This window comes from Petrimonas sulfuriphila (assembly GCA_038561985.1).
In the GTDB taxonomy this organism is placed as follows: domain Bacteria; phylum Bacteroidota; class Bacteroidia; order Bacteroidales; family Dysgonomonadaceae; genus Petrimonas; species Petrimonas sulfuriphila.
This window is the reverse complement of record CP073276.1, coordinates 1,918,343-1,932,272: the sequence shown is the minus strand read 5'-3', so window position 1 is coordinate 1,932,272 and position 13,930 is coordinate 1,918,343. Positions and strand designations below refer to the sequence as shown.

12 protein-coding genes are annotated in these 13,930 nt (G+C 46.8%); 9 read left to right on the top strand and 3 right to left on the bottom strand.

Going from position 1 to position 13,930, the window contains the following annotated elements; translation table 11 throughout:
- Positions 1–39: 39 nt before the first annotated feature.
- Positions 40–1,344, bottom strand: a complete 1,305-nt coding sequence (locus tag KCV26_07970) for an acetylxylan esterase (protein WZX35283.1) — start codon at positions 1,342–1,344, stop codon at positions 40–42.
- Between the two features lie 311 nt (positions 1,345–1,655).
- Between KCV26_07970 and KCV26_07965 the strand changes: the two genes are divergently transcribed.
- From KCV26_07965 to gldN, 9 genes are all read left to right on the top strand, one after another.
- On the top strand, positions 1,656–2,915 hold the full coding sequence (locus tag KCV26_07965; GenBank protein WZX35282.1) for a pyridoxal phosphate-dependent aminotransferase family protein: 1,260 nt from the start codon (positions 1,656–1,658) through the stop codon (positions 2,913–2,915).
- A 5-nt stretch (positions 2,916–2,920) separates the two neighbouring features.
- Positions 2,921–4,252 (top strand): pyridoxal-phosphate dependent enzyme, encoded by a 1,332-nt coding sequence (locus tag KCV26_07960; protein ID WZX35281.1) that lies wholly within the window; start codon positions 2,921–2,923, stop codon positions 4,250–4,252.
- Positions 4,253–4,304: 52 nt separating this feature from the next.
- Complete coding sequence (locus tag KCV26_07955; protein WZX35280.1) at positions 4,305–5,102, top strand: SDR family oxidoreductase; 798 nt, start codon at positions 4,305–4,307, stop codon at positions 5,100–5,102.
- A gap of 25 nt (positions 5,103–5,127) precedes the next feature.
- On the top strand, positions 5,128–6,216 hold the full coding sequence (locus KCV26_07950; protein WZX35279.1) for a VOC family protein: 1,089 nt from the start codon (positions 5,128–5,130) through the stop codon (positions 6,214–6,216).
- A 127-nt stretch (positions 6,217–6,343) separates the two neighbouring features.
- Complete coding sequence (locus KCV26_07945) at positions 6,344–7,267, top strand: PorP/SprF family type IX secretion system membrane protein (GenBank protein WZX35278.1); 924 nt, start codon at positions 6,344–6,346, stop codon at positions 7,265–7,267.
- A gap of 62 nt (positions 7,268–7,329) precedes the next feature.
- Complete coding sequence (locus KCV26_07940) at positions 7,330–8,742, top strand: SUMF1/EgtB/PvdO family nonheme iron enzyme (protein WZX38350.1); 1,413 nt, start codon at positions 7,330–7,332, stop codon at positions 8,740–8,742.
- Positions 8,743–8,763: 21 nt separating this feature from the next.
- The gene (gldL, locus tag KCV26_07935) at positions 8,764–9,372 is read left to right on the top strand and encodes a gliding motility protein GldL (GenBank protein WZX35277.1); all 609 of its coding nucleotides are present in this window, start codon (positions 8,764–8,766) and stop codon (positions 9,370–9,372) included.
- Positions 9,369–10,925, top strand: coding sequence for a gliding motility protein GldM (gldM, locus tag KCV26_07930; GenBank protein WZX35276.1), 1,557 nt, complete (start codon positions 9,369–9,371; stop codon positions 10,923–10,925). Before gldL ends, gldM begins: the two co-directional genes overlap by 4 nt.
- A 47-nt stretch (positions 10,926–10,972) precedes the next feature.
- On the top strand, positions 10,973–11,920 hold the full coding sequence (gldN, locus tag KCV26_07925; protein WZX35275.1) for a gliding motility protein GldN: 948 nt from the start codon (positions 10,973–10,975) through the stop codon (positions 11,918–11,920).
- 10 nt (positions 11,921–11,930) lie between these two features.
- On the opposite strand, the gene KCV26_07920 is transcribed toward gldN, so the two are convergent.
- Positions 11,931–12,557, bottom strand: coding sequence for an NAD(P)H-dependent oxidoreductase (locus tag KCV26_07920; protein WZX35274.1), 627 nt, complete (start codon positions 12,555–12,557; stop codon positions 11,931–11,933).
- 23 nt (positions 12,558–12,580) lie between these two features.
- Entirely contained in the window at positions 12,581–13,897 is a 1,317-nt protein-coding gene (locus KCV26_07915; GenBank protein WZX35273.1) for a UDP-glucose/GDP-mannose dehydrogenase family protein, read from the bottom strand.
- Positions 13,898–13,930: the final 33 nt, after the last annotated feature.

Genomic DNA, 13,930 nt, shown 5'->3' with positions numbered 1-13,930 from the left:
AAATATCAGGCGGCTCTTTTATTTTACAGATGGGTTTGATTATTTCCCAAGTATGTTAAGAGCAAATTCATAAGCCATCCCCCACTGCTCAGGGTAAGTCCAGTGCCCTGTTTCTTCAACAAGGAAAAGGGTTTTCGGAGCCGTGATCACGTTGTAAGCAGCATACATGGAGGTAGGCGGACAGGTTACATCATTGTATCCCCATGAATAAAATCCGGGTACTTTCAAATGACGCGCAAAATTAACAACATCATAATATTTGCTGGTTTCAATTTTCTGCGGTGAATTGTTGAACGAAAGGTTAGCTGCATTGAAAAAATGAGGCCATCCTCCCGCACGATTGTGCAAATAACCTGTAACATCGGAAAGAGCAGGGTAAAAAGCGACCAGCCCTTTTATCCGGTTATCCAAAGCAGCGGTAACGATAGACAAAGCACCGCCCTGACTTCCACCCAGCACGACAATATTATTTCCATCGAATTCAGGTAAACTGAAGATATAATCCACTGCACGTACACAACCTAAATAAACACGTTTATAATAGTAACGATCTTTGTCATCCAGGTTATAATTCTGATAACCATCGAGCGATGCCGTTCTGATGTTATCGTACACGGATGCATCCATTGTTACCGGAATGCCATGAATACCGATCTCAAAAGTAATAACACCTTTTTCTGCGTTACCTGTATCTCCATTGTAAGGGCGCACTCCCGCTCCAGGTACACGCAAAATAGCCGGATATTTTCCTGCTGCCTTGGGGACGCACAAAATACCAAACAAACGGGTGCCTGGCTTATAGTTTTGTATGTTTACCTCATACACATTTATTTTTTCCGTGCAACGCTCGGGTAACAACCTCACCTTTGCATCCATGGGTATTTTTGCATTCGCAGCCTTTGCTTCATCCCAAAATCCGATAAAATCCTTTGGTTCATCCGTTGTCGGACGAATCCCTTCAGGATTAAAAGCAGCCGTTGCCAATCCTGCATATTCTTTTCCCTCGTATGTGGCCACCACTCTACAACGTAAAAATCCAGCCTCTTTCAGGGTGCCGCCATCAATGGTCGCTGTCCCGTTTTTCAACACGATATTTTCTTTCTTTAAAGGAGGCATCATCTCGGGGCCGACTTCGTACCAAACAGATACATTCTGCACGGGGATATTGTTCTTGGTGACGGACAGGTTAAATTTGGCCTTTTCATTGGGCTTATATACCCAGTCACTCTTTTCAGGCGCTATATTCACGTCAATCAGGGTTTGTGCAGGTTGCGCCAAAAGACTTGAAACGAAAACGATAATGAAAATTGAGGATGCAACAATTTGCTTTGAAAACTTCTTCATGTTATTTATTTTTTGATGGAGCCTGAAAGTTTTCTACAGTTATTTTTACCGAATTCAAGACTGTTTTGAACCTTTTCAGCTCGTCCTGGAAACTGTTTTGTTTTTTCACAAAACAAAAGTAATAAATTATGATCAGTAAAATAATCAGGGACAAACAAAAAAGACGGAAATTTCACAAATTCAGAAAGAAAGATTATTTTTGTACAAGAAATCAAGAAGTCGTAAGTCAAGGATTCTAATCCTATAGCATAAATTAGTCTTGGTTCTTGATTTTCAAAGTCTAATTTTTTTAATCAAACATTTAAAATTTTATGTTAGATATTTTTGACCGGCTAAAAGGTATGGAAGGTCCGCTGGAGCAGTATCGCCAAAAAGCAGAAGGCTATTTTATGTTTCCTGAACTCGAAGGAGAGATTGGACCCAGAATGAAGTTTCACGGACGTGAAGTAATAACCTGGAGTTTAAACAATTATCTCGGACTAGCCAATCATCCCGAAGTAAGGAAAGCGGATGCGGAAGCTGCAGCAACATGGGGAATGGCTTATCCTATGGGTGCCCGAATGATGTCCGGTCAAACAAAATACCACAAAGAACTGGAAGAACGCCTCGCCAAATTCGAGAAAAAGGAGGCTGCTTATCTTCTCAATTACGGATATCAGGGAATGGTCTCCATCATCGATTCGCTTTGTACACGTCACGATGTGATTGTATACGACTCCGAGTCGCACGCCTGCATCATGGACGGCATATTCCTTCACAAAGCCAAAGGCGGAAAGAGTTTCGTTTTCCCGCACAACGATATGGAGCGTGCCGAAAAGATGCTCCGCTTCGCCACCAAACAGGCCGAAGAAAATAACGGTGGAATCTTGTTAATCACCGAAGGGGTTTTCGGAATGTCAGGTGATCTGGGCAACCTGCCGGGAATTGTAGCGTTGAAAAAACAATTCAACTTCCGGTTAATGATCGATGACGCACACGGATTCGGAACGATGGGAAAAACGGGGGCAGGAGCGAGTGAACATTTCGGATTGATGAACGAAGTGGATATTTACTTCGCCACATTTGCCAAATCGATGGCAGGTATTGGGGCTTTTGTAGCCTCGGATAAAGCCGTTGTCGATTCACTGAAGTACAACATGCGTTCCCAGATTTTCGCCAAATCTCTCCCGATGCCTATGGTAATCGGCGCGCTCAAACGGTTGGATATTCTCCAAAATCGACCCGAAATAAGAGAAAATCTATGGAAAATAGCCAAAGCACTCCAGGATGGCCTTGTGGCCGAAGGGTTTAACATCGGGAATACGCAATCCCCGGTCACCCCTGTTTATTTCAGTGGATCGGTACCCGAAGGGACAAATATTGTGATTGATCTGCGTGAAAACCACAATGTTTTCTGCTCCATCGTTGTCTATCCGGTAGTGCCGAAGGGTGTTTTAATGCTCCGCCTTATACCTACGGCATCACACACGATGAAGGAAGTAAACGAAACCATAGACGTTTTCAAAAAGATAAAAGTCAACCTCGAAGCAGGAAAATATATTTCTGACGAAATGCGGTCGATGACCATGTAATAGAAATGAGACTACGCGTAAAAAGGCAAAAAAAGTACTACCTGAAATGTGCCGGATGCGGTTTTGTGACACCCAGTTTCAAAGCATGGTTCGATCAGTTTCAGAAGTGCCCCAATTGCGGCAGTAAGCACTCCGAAGTTTGGTATAACACCTCTTACAAACGATTACCCCGTTTTATCAAAGGGAATCCGCAAAATTTCTGGCACTACTTTCCTTATTTGCCGTTGGTGCTAAAAAGGCACATCATTACCCGGTACGAAGGGACCGCTCCTATCGAACGGTGGCATTTTTTGGAAGAGTTTGCCAAAAAAGAATACGGGTTAACCCTTGAGGTCCACGCTTACCGCAACGATTTGAACGGGGGAACAGGTACATTCAAAGATGTTGCCGCAGCACTTGCAGCGAGCATATTCAAAGAAAATAACCTGAAACAATACTGCATTGCTTCCACCGGAAACTCGGCTACCGCATACGCTAAGTACCTGTCCATTGCCGGAGTGAACTGTTCGGTTTTTATGCCAGAAGACGCTATCCGGGCCTCGGAGGCCACCATCAGTTCTTTCGGGCAACAGGTCTTCCGCGTAATGGGTGATTATGCCAAGGCCAAGGAAGTGGCCGCCGAATACGCCCGGCGTCACCACATACAGATGTCCACCGGGAACATCGATCCCATCCGGATCGAAGCCAAAAAGACAATGGTTTTTGAATGGTTGCGTCAACTCGGGAAAGCACCCGATGTATATATTCAGGCCATCAGTGGAGGTACAGGTCCATTAGCGATTGATAAAGGAATACGTGAGATCGGTCACCTCTATCCTGATCTTCAGAATCCACGCTTTATCATGGTGCAATCCGACGGTTGCGACCCGATGGTTCAAGCGTGGGAAAAAGCAGAAGCCGAAGGCTTTCCTGAAGGTTTCGAGAAAAATTATCCCGTCATCGACAATCCAAAAACCAATGTTCCCACGCTGGCGACCGGAAATCCGGCTACCTACCCCATCATTTCGAAATTAGTCCGGAAAACCGGCGGTTCATTCGTCAGGATGCGCGAATCGAAGCTGATTCCGCTGGGGAAACTGATCGCTTACGAGCAGAAAATGGTTCCGGGGCCTGCATCAACTGTTTGTGTGGCCGGCTTTTTTAATGCATTGAAAAAAAACCTGATCAACGACGGAGAGACGGTAATGGTTAACATCGGGGAAGGGGCTGTTCGTGCCCCCTATTTCCTGGAGCAGATGATCTACACCACACAGGAAGTCACCAATGCCGATGAGTGTGCACCCCACGAAATCGACGGTTACCGGGATCAGCTTTGGAAAGATGTATTAAATGATTAATTTTCACAATAACCTGACGATCTAGTGTCTTTCTCTCGTTGTTCCTAAAACTATGCAAAAAAGTACAAATAAAATTATATGGATCACTGGCGCTTCGTCGGGTATCGGCGAAGCCTGCGCGTATATATTCGCAGCTGAAGGGAACAAGTTGATTCTGACAGGCACCCGTGAGGGCCAATTGAAAAAAGTACAGCAAAAGTGCATCGATTTGGGTGCGGAGTGTGAGATTTTGCCTGCCGACCTATCCCAAACAGAACAATTGGATACCCTTACCGACCGGGCACTGTCCTTCTTTGGCAAAATTGATGTGATGTTCCATAACGCAGGAATCAGTCAACGTGGCAAATCGGTGGACACTGATTTCTCGGTGGACAAGAAAATCATGGACATTAATTTTTTTGCTCCCGTAAAGATTACCAAACGATTGCTTCCGGCAATGATTGCCGGTGGAGGCGGAACCCTGGCAGTAACCACAAGCATCTCCGGCAAGTTTGGATTTCCGTTGCGTTCTGCGTACGCCTCGTCAAAGTTCGCGCTCTATGGATTTTTTGAGACCGTGCAGGTCGAGTATTACGATCAGGACATCCGCGTAGTGATGGTTTGTCCGGGACGGGTGAAAACCAACATCTCCTGCAACGCCCTCGAAGCCGACGGCACCAGACATGCCCAAATGGATGCCGGACAAGCGGAGGGTATACCGGCAGAAAAAGCCGCCCGAAAAATTGTGAAGGCCATCTGGAAGCAGAAACCGGAAGTGCTGGTCGGCGGAAAAGAGTTGCTGATGGTTTATATTAAACGGTTTTTTCCGGGATTGGCAAGAAAAATAGTGCGGAAAATCAGGACAACGTAACCCTTTCACTTTTTGTAAAACAACTATGGAGAATAAGTATATTATTTCAGGCATTCAGCAAGTCGGTATCGGTGTGGAAAACCTCCACGAAGCGTGGAAATATTACATCGACGTGTTTCATATGGATATCCGCATCCTGGAAGACAACAAGGTAGCGGAACTGATGCTTCCATATACCGGAGGGGTACCCCAGCGCCGTCACGCGGTAATCGCTGTGAATCTGCAGGGTGGTGGCGGTTTTGAAGTATGGCAGTATGCCGGAAGAAAACCAAAACGGCTCGGTTTTGAATTGAATATGGGCGATCTGGGTGTACTGGCGTGCAAAATAAAAAGTAGGGATGTGGCGAAAACCTTCGGGGAGTTTTCCCGGGATCCAAAAGTCAATATCGTCACCAAACTGAGTCAGGACATAGACGGTAAACAAACTTTCTACGTGAAGGACCCTTATGGGAATTTGTTCCAGATTGTTCAAGACGAATATATTTTCAAAAACGAAGGCCGGTCTACCGGAGGTGCAATAGGTGCTCTAATCGGTGTAACCGATATCGAGAAGGCAATGGTTGTCTACAAAGACATCCTGGGCTACGACAGGGTCATCGCCGACGAAACCGGTGTTTTCGCGGATTTTGAAGGATTGCCTTCGGGCAGTCAGCGGTTCCACCGCCGGCTGCTCACCCACTCCCAACCTCGAAAAGGGAGTTTCAGTGAACTGTTCGGGCCGTCATACATCGAGCTGGTACAACCCCTGGAACGTTCGCCGCGCAAACTCTATGAAGGACGTTTCTGGGGCGATCCGGGATTTATCCAGATCTGCTTCGACATCCGGAACATGGATGCATTGGGGAAACACTGTGCCGAACTGGGGCATCCGTTTACCGTAGATACCACCCAAAAGTTCAAAGAAGGTGCTTCGTTTGATATGGGCGATGCCGCCGGGCAATTCGCTTACATCGAGGATCCGGACGGGACACTGATCGAGTTTGTGGAGACACACAAAGTTCCGGTGATGAAGAAACTAGGATTGAGCATCAACCTGAAAAACCGTAATCCCGAAAAACCGCTTCCAAAATGGATGCTGAAAATGCTACGGTTCGGGCGTGTAAAAGGTGATTAATCCCTACGAAAGTGAAATAAACCCGTGATGAACCGCACAATTTTTTCGCCGGTTTTCCGTTATACTTTCAATGGAAAACCGGCGATTAATTTTTTTGTCTGCATTTTTCCTGTTCTGCATTGCTCAAATGCAAGCGCAATGGGATGTTCCGTTCAATCAATTCTGGACGGCAAAGACTTATTACAACCCGTCTTTTGCCGGCGAAACCGGTAAAATCCAGATTTCGGGAATCTATAATTACCGGTGGACAAACATTAAAGATGCGCCCAAACATCTTTTTCTTTCGATGGATATGCCGGTTGAGTTTTTGGGCCTACAACACGGCATCGGTATTCAAACGCTTTCAAACGTCACCGGAAATAAACAAAACACCCTCTTTGCCGCCCAATACACGTTTAACCAAAAATTCGGAAAGGGAATACTCCGTATCGGCGTTCAGGCGGGAATGCTGAATCTCAATTTCGATGCAGCTTCTCTACAGCTGACCACCGACTCTGCGAAAAACAACCGGAAAATCATCAGGGCCCAGCCTACGGATAGAAAATCCCTCGACCTGAATGCCGGAATTTCGTGGACAACCCGGAATTTTCACGCCGGTCTGGCAGCTATGCACCTTAACCAACCGTCGTTTTACCCACTGCGAAGTCCCGGCCCACCGGAAAACGCGAAGGCCGATTCAATCCATTCAAGAATTCCCCTTTCGTATAATTTCATGGCCGGATGCAATATAAACGTTTTTCATCCGTTAGTTGAAATACAGCCAATGGCTCTTCTGATGACGAGCTTAACCGACACCCGGTTGCATACAGCCGTACGTATGGTATATGGCAAGAAGTACTCGGCAGGTGTGTCTCGAAACGGTAAAGAAGGATGTTCCTTATTCGCCGGGGCTATTATAAAGAATATTGAAATGGGTTATGCTTACAGCATGTATACATCTGGCATAGGAAAAGGAAGCGGTGGTAGTCACGAAGTGAGCTTCAGGTACCGGTTCCCGATAGATTTGTTCAGGAGAGAACCGATGCCTTACAAAAGTATCCGGCTTCTTTAAGATCTAACGTTTAAAGTTTTATCCTAACTCTTGGCTCTAATGTCTTTTTAAACTGTATGACAATAAAAAAATTAATTGTTCCGATCCTGATTCTCATTGTGCTGGCCTCCTGCGGCCGGCGGGGTATTGGAATAAGCACGGGAGGTGAACTGACTGGGGTTCCCGTAGGAAAAGTCTGGAATGAACCTACACCCTACAATATGGTACTGGTCACACGGGGCTCTTATCGAATGGGTCCCGGAGAGATCGATTCGTTGTGGGGGATGACTGTTCCTACCCGCGGCGTATCCGTAGATAACTTCTGGATGGACGAAGCTGAGATTACCAATTCGCAGTATAAACAGTTTGTCTTCTGGGTACGTGACTCCATCATCCGCGAACGTCTTGCCGACCCTGCTTATGCCGGAGACGACTTTTTCAGGATTACCGAAGACGAATACGGCGAACCCGTACAACCTCGTCTCAACTGGAGTATTCCCATTCCCTGGACAAGAAATACCGAAGAAGAGGAAGCGGCCATCAACAGCGTGTACATTACACATCCGATTACCAAAAAGAAAATGCTGGATGCCCGTCAGATGAATTTCCGCTACGAATGGTTTGATGCTGCCGAAGCGGCAAAACGACAAAACAGGCTTGATCCGCAGGAGAGAGTTTTAAATACCGATATCGCCGCAAATCCGGATGAGGTGATCATGATATCAAAAGATACAGCATATATCGACGAAGAAGGACGTATCGTGAACGAAACCATTACGCGTCCGTTAAACAGTTTATACGATTTTGTACACACCCGGATAGTAAACATCTATCCCGACACCACCTGTTGGGTAAACGACTTTAGCAACGCCAACAATGAATACTACATGCGCAACTATTTTTCTCACCCCGGCTACGCACATCATCCTGTAGTTGGTGTTTCGTGGGAGGCCGCAACCGCGTTCTGCGAATGGCGCACCCTGTTTCTTCGCCGGGGATTGCAGCGCCGGGATGTAAAGGTTGAAAAATACCGCCTTCCCACCGAAGCAGAATGGGAAATGGCCGCCCGAAGTGGAAAAACAGAAAACAGATACCCTTGGGGGCCAACCGCGGCGCAAGCCGAGGAAGATTGTTACCAGGCAAACTTCAAACCGGGAGAAGGTGCATATGCTGCCGACCGCAACCTGATTCCCGCCAAGACGAAAAGCTACCGCCCCAACAGCTTCGGTTTGTACGATATGGCAGGCAATGTAGCCGAATGGACCTCAACGGCCTACACCGAATCCGGAAATCAACTCATGAGTGACATGAACCCCGAATACCGGTATAATGCCGCTGCCGAGGACCCCTATCCGTTGAAGAAAAAAGTGGTGAAAGGCGGTTCGTGGAAAGACATCTCCACCTTTATCCGCTCGGATATGCGTGATTCGGAATATCAGAACCACGGACGGTCCTACATTGGATTTCGGTGCGTAAGGACTCCGATAGGAAATTAACAATACGGAAAAAGGTAGAAAATGAACAAAATAATCAGAAAAATAGAAAACAGCCTTCAAACCGATAACGGACAACGGTTTCTGCAATACGCCTATAGCTTTGGCGCAGCCATCGTTATTTTTGGGGCTATGGTCAAGGTATTGCATTGGTGGGGTATTTGGGGAAATATCATTTTCGGAACAGGAATGGCCATAGAGTGTATTGTTTTTATTCTCTACGGGTTAGACCGTCCACCAAAGGCTGTTCCGGCTGAAAAAGAAGCTCCGGCAATCCAGGCAGCACAGGATCTCCCCGTCACTTCCCGGTATCCGAAGGAGCAACCCGGAGAGGTTTCAGAAAACGTGATGAAGTTTGAACAAGAATATGTTCAGCAAATGAAAGCACTCAACCGGAATATATCGGGACTGAACACCATTTACGAAATACATCTGAAAGGCATCAGCGGGCAACTCGATACGCTCGACCAGATCAATAAAGGCTTAATCAGAATCAAGGAGATGTATGAAGGGAGCGTACCTGACAGTTCTATTTTCAGCAGGGAAACCGAGAAAATGACCCGGCAAATCCAGGAACTAAACCAAATTTACGGACGCTTGATTCATGCAATGACAAACACGCAGCCCAAATGATTATCAATAATCCCAACTCTCCCCGCCAGAAAATGATAAACCTGATGTACCTGGTGTTTATCGCCATGCTGGCGCTTAACGTGTCGGCAGAGGTGCTCACCGGATTCGATATTGTTGGTGACAGCCTGAGCAATTCATCGGAAAATATGCACACCAGGAACCGGTTGATTATGGATGAGCTTGAGGGGTACAACTCTCAAAACAGGGAAAAGGCCGGTGAATGGTACGACAAAGGGGTGCAGGTGAAACAAATGAGCGACTCGCTAGTGAGCTATATAGAAGACCTGAAAATAAGAATTGTAAAGGAGTCGGACGGCAAAAAAGGAGACATAAACAATATCCGGAATAAAGACAACCTGGATGCAGCCTCTTCTGTCCTGTTATCCCCTCCGGCCCGACAAGGACACCGGTTGCGCACAGCTGTTGACCACTTCCGACAAACCGTAACCGGTCTTATCCAGGACGACAACCGACGAAAAATCATTGAAAACAACCTCAGCACGACCCCTTCTGAGAGGAACGACTCCCATAAAAACTGGGAGGAGTCGCTCTTTGAAAAAATGCCCGTGTCTGCAGCCGTTGCTATCCTTTCCAAAATCCAGAACGATGTCCGCCTGTCGGAAGGCGAAGCGTTGGGCAGCCTGCTCAACAGCATCGACGTAAGCGATTTCAGGGTAAATGAACTCAATGCATACGTCATCCCCGAATCAAAAGTTATCATTCAAGGTGGTACTTACAATGCCCGGGTCATCCTTTCGGCGGAAGACTCCACGCTATCTCCCGACATAATCGTAAACGGCCAATCTCTCGACCCCTCGGCAAAAGGGTTCTTCTCCACAGCAAGCTCCGCTGTGGGAACTTTTCCGGTGGAAGGCTATATCGAAACGAGGGGAAGCGATGGCAGTACGGTACGCAGAAGCTTTTCGGACAACTATACCGTTATAGAACCCGCAGCCACCATTGCACCAACGCTGATGAACGTCCTTTATGCGGGGATCGGGAACGAGATCAGTATCTCCGTACCGGGAATTGCACCGCAAGACGTCTCGGCAACCATGACCAACGGTTCACTCGTCCGAAAAGGCAACTTATGGGAAGCCAAACCTGTTGCCGCCGGCCGGGATGCCACCGTCTCGATATCCGCGAGAACGGGCAGTCAGGTACGGCAACTGGCGTCAAAAAATTTTCGTGTCCGCTCTCTACCCGACCCCAGTCCCTATATCGAATATGCTGATGCCAACGGGAACCCGGTTGTTTTTAAAGGCGGCAACCTGGCCAAAGCCGTGCTGGTAAATACTCAGGGGATAAAAGCCGCCATTGACGACGGCATTTTAAATATTCCCTTCCGGGTAACCGGCTTTCGCACCCTGTTTTTCGACTCCATGGGAAATGCTATTCCCGAAGTGTCTGAAGGAAGTCGGTTTTCGGAAAGGCAAAAAGAACAAATCCGCCGGTTACAACGCGGCAAATACTTCTATATTTCGGGCGTGAAAGCCATCGGCCCCGATGGGTTGGAAAGGGAAATAGCAGTGATTGAGGTGAGGGTGAACTGATTTACGCATTGAAGTCCCGGACTGGAAATTTAAAAAATTATACGACAATGAAATTTAAGCCAATATTTATTTCGTTCTTTATTTTCTGTTGTATCGGAAACTGTTTCTCCCAGGAGACTGCGCGGGAAAGGCTGCAACGCCGGAATCAAGGCCAATCCAATACAAACAGCACCGTGGAATTAACCAGCCGCGCCACACAGATGAACCGTACACAATCCACGGATATCAACGATGCCAAATGGTTGCGTGAAATTTACCGTTATCTCGATCTGTCAAAGGAAGGCAACGCGCCGCTCTACTATCCGGTATTGCCGGAACAAGGTCGGATGAACCTGTTCACCCTGATTTTCAACCTGCTCTCCGAAAACAAAATTACGGCTTACGAGTACCTGGACGGCAGGGAGGTCTTCACGGATGAATATAAAATCGATTTCAAGGAATTTCTCGACAGGTTCGGAATTTTCCACGAGACTCAAAACGGAAACATCGTCGTCAGCGAGGTGGATATTCCCAGTCACGAAGTACTGGGGTATTACCTGAAAGAAGCCTATTATTTTGAAACCGGGACATCGAAATACGGGGTTAAAACAGTTGCCGTTTGTCCCATTATCTATCGTCAGGCCGACTACGAATCCCAAACCGTCCGCTATCCGCTCTTCTGGATCGTGTATGATGAACTCCGCCCCTATACTCTGCGTATGCCCATCATGACTTCAAGCCTCAACAACACCATGACGGGAACGATCGATGATTTTTTCCGCATGAAACACTACGACGGTGAAATTTACAAGGCCACCAACCCACGCAACCTGGCCATTTCACAATACACTTCCACTCCCGAGGAAATGAAGGCGGAACAAGAACGAGTTGAGCAACAGCTCAGGGATTTTGAAGAGAGATTGTGGAAAGGGGACACCGATACAACACGGGTTCTGCCCTATCGTCAGAAACAGAGGGCTGGAGGTTCAACTACCATGCGAAACAGAAGGTATTAACCTTTTATAGCTAAATCTTCTCCACCAGTAGATCCATCGGTTTTCTGATTTTCGGCAAATAAATCAGTTTATCCTCTTTCTCGTCCCGGTAACCCAACGCCAGCATCACTACAGCCTCCTCTTTCTCCGTATCGAGACGAAGGACCTCATTGAGCGACTGCGCATCAAACCCTTCAATTGGAGTAGCGTCGATTCCCGACGCTGCCGCTGCAACAGTGGCGTACCCTAGCGCGATATACGTTTGCCTGATCATCCAGCTGAATTTGTTGATCTGCGGATCGTCAATCACCCTTAAAATCTTGGAACGATAACCATCGATGTATTCATCCGTGGAGTTTCTCTGGCGCTTCATCTCTTTCAAATAACCCTCCAGGTATTCGGAGTCGAGCTTTTTCCTTGCTTTAAAAACAAGCAGGTGAGAGCATTGCCTGATCACAATTTGCGGGCAAGACTTCCTGTAAATCTCACCGATAAGGTCTTCATTTCGGGTAACAACCACTTTAAAAGGCTGTAAACCATATGCTGTGGGCGTTAAACGAATGGCTTCCAAGATGATGTTGAGGTCGCTTTCCGCGATCTTTTCCCCTGTCATCCGTTTTGTCGCATAACGCCAGTTAAGCGCTTCTATTAAATCCATTTTTTGATAACCTGAACTTCGTTTTATAAACCTATTCCCCTGTATCCGAATCCGTAGGAAAAGAGGTCTTCCTTGTTGTAAATGTTCCGCCCGTCGATAACCAGGTGCGTACGCATAATTTTTTTCAGAATCTCCCAGTTGGGAAGACGAAACTCTTTCCATTCCGTAGGGACAATGAGAGCATCAGCATTGTTCGCAGCGTCGTAAATATCTTTAGCGTAGTATATTTTATCGTTCAACCGTTTTTTGGCTTCATCCATAGCTGCCGGATCATATGCGCGAACATTTACATTTGATTCCAGCAAACTGTCTATCAGTTGCAGAGCAGGTGCATCCCGCACATCGTCAGTTTCGGGTTTAAAAGACAACCCCCAGACAGCAACGGTTTTGCCCTCTACTACACCGTTGAAAAACTCACTGAATTTTTGGAAAAGAATCTTCTTTTGATTTTCATTTACCTGCTCTACTGCCTTAAGCACACTCATCTCATACCCTGCATTTTCGGCCACCTTGATGATCGCTTTTACATCTTTGGGAAAACAACTTCCGCCGTAACCGCAACCCGGGTAAAGAAAGTTCTTTCCGATACGCGTGTCACTGCCGATCCCCCGCCGCACCATATTCACATCTGCACCTACCCGTTCGCACAGGTTGGCAATATCGTTCATAAAGCTGATCCGTGTTGCGAGCATAGCGTTAGAGGCATATTTGGTCATCTCCGAAGAAAGAATATCCATGAAAATTACACGGAAATTGTTAAGCAGAAACGGGCGGTAAAGCCGGGTCATCAACTCCTTGGCACGTTCCGACTCCACACCCACCACTACACGGTCGGGACTCATAAAATCATCAACAGCAGCGCCTTCCTTGAGGAATTCCGGATTGGAGGCTACATCAAATCCCAGGTTGCTGAGGCCGCGTCTATCCAATCGTTTCTGCACCCGTTCCTTGATCCGGTGTGAAGTACCCACCGGGACAGTACTTTTGGTAACGATCAGCAGCGGTTTATCAATGTGGTCGCCAATGGTTTCTGTAACCTTCCAGACGTACTTCATCTCAGCATTTCCGTCTTCGTCCGAGGGGGTTCCGACAGCGATAAAAACCATATCCATATCGTTCAAAACCGACGGTAAATCGGTAGTAAAGTGCAACCTACCGGCATCGTGATTGCGAACCACAATATTTTTCAACCCGGGTTCGTAAATCGGGATAATACCTTGCTTCAATCCTTCGATTTTTGCTTCGTCAATGTCAACACAAGTTACATCCACTCCCATTTCGGAAAAGCATGCGCCCGAAACCAATCCTACATATCCTGTTCCAACTACTGCAATCTTCATAATTAATATAGTTTTGAGCGAAAAGTATAGTTC